This window comes from Synechococcus sp. R55.2, from assembly GCF_047462075.1.
GTDB lineage: Bacteria > Cyanobacteriota > Cyanobacteriia > Thermostichales > Thermostichaceae > Thermostichus.
On record NZ_JANSIH010000119.1, the window covers coordinates 1 to 973 of the forward strand.

Sequence of the window (973 nt, forward strand, 5' to 3'; positions counted from 1 at the left end):
TCCCGCAAACCTGTTGAAAGATGGGGGTGTTGCCCTATGGTTTTCAAGAGTTTTCGCCGCCGAGCCAGCAGAGGGTTTACCCTCATTGAGTTGTTGGTCTCGCTGCTGATTGCCTCCATCTTTCTCCTGGCCACAGGGATGATCGTCGTCGAGACGATGCGGCTGGATCGGGAGGAGACAGGGCGCACCCAGGTGCAGGCGGAGCTGACCCAAGCCATGGAATATATCCAGCAGGATCTGGCGGAGGCTCTCTACATTTACAACGACACCGAACAACCCAATGGAGACGGGATCCCGGATGTTATCCAGCGGCTTTACACCCCCGGCTGGATCCGCCAACCCGCGGGCGCTATCCCGGTTGTTGCCTTTTGGAAGTTGGAGCCGATCCCGCAGGGATGCTACGAGGGCAACCCCACCTTGCAAGATATTCGAAGAGGCAATGCTACCCTACCAAACCAGCCACCTCGCGAGTTTCCGCTCGATCAGAACGATAGAAATGCGGATTGGGACACTCTTGTCAGCCGCCGCGGCATCTACACCTTGGTTGTGTACTACCTGCGCCGCAACTACAACGACGCTGGCAACTTGGAGGATGGTTCAACAACTCCCTGGGAGGGCAACGCGCGGATCGACCGTTTTGAATTGCGACCCTTCAACATTCAGGGTCAAAACAACTGCGCCGGTCGCAGCCCGTTCTTTGTTGAGGATCCCGATCCGTTCCGAGATGGATTCCTTGCTTGGCCTTCCGAGCAAGCTCGAGCGCGCCAAATCCCCATTGCCGGCAGGGCAGATGGCCCCCGCCTGACAACTTTGGTCTCCAACATCTTCAGCAGCCGGGAGGGAAGTCCGCAGGTTGCACCCGCTTGCCCGCAGGGCTATGCCTTTGGCGGCGGCAGACCAAACGGATTCACCTTGTCGGGGTTGGGAAATAACCAAAACGACGTGGGCTTCTACGTCTGCGTGCGGCAAAGCC

At 58.2% G+C, this 973-nt stretch carries 1 protein-coding gene; it reads left to right on the plus strand.

The window, feature by feature from the left end:
• Positions 1-36: 36 nt before the first annotated feature.
• A partial coding sequence (locus NW838_RS04500) for a type II secretion system protein J (RefSeq protein WP_414427576.1) occupies positions 37-973 on the plus strand: 937 nt, incomplete at its 3' end.